This is a genomic window from Neisseria viridiae (assembly GCF_962747995.1).
GTDB classification, from domain to species: Bacteria; Pseudomonadota; Gammaproteobacteria; order Burkholderiales; family Neisseriaceae; genus Neisseria; species Neisseria viridiae.
This window is the reverse complement of record NZ_CAUJAJ010000049.1, coordinates 1-287: the sequence shown is the minus strand read 5'-3', so window position 1 is coordinate 287 and position 287 is coordinate 1. Positions and strand designations below refer to the sequence as shown.

Annotated in this window: 1 pseudogene; it reads left to right on the top strand. The window is 56.4% G+C overall.

From position 1 onward, the window contains the following. Nucleotides 1-287, top strand: a pseudogene (locus tag Q9J79_RS10320) (transposase); the annotation flags it as partial.

Below are 287 nucleotides of genomic sequence, written 5' to 3'. Positions count from 1 at the left end.
CGGACAATGGCACAGCCTCTCCGATCCCGAACTCGAACACAGCCTCATCACCCGCATCGGTTTCAACCTGTTTTGCCGCTTTGACGAACTGGGCATCCCCGATTACAGCACCTTATGCCGCTACCGCAACCGGCGGCGCAAGACGACACCCTGTCCGAATTGCTCAAACCGATCAACCGACAACTGACCGAAGAAAACCTAAAAGTAGAGAAAGCATCCGCCGCCGCCGTTGACGCCACCATTATTCAGACCGCCGGCAGCAAACAGCGTCAGGCCATAGAAGTCGA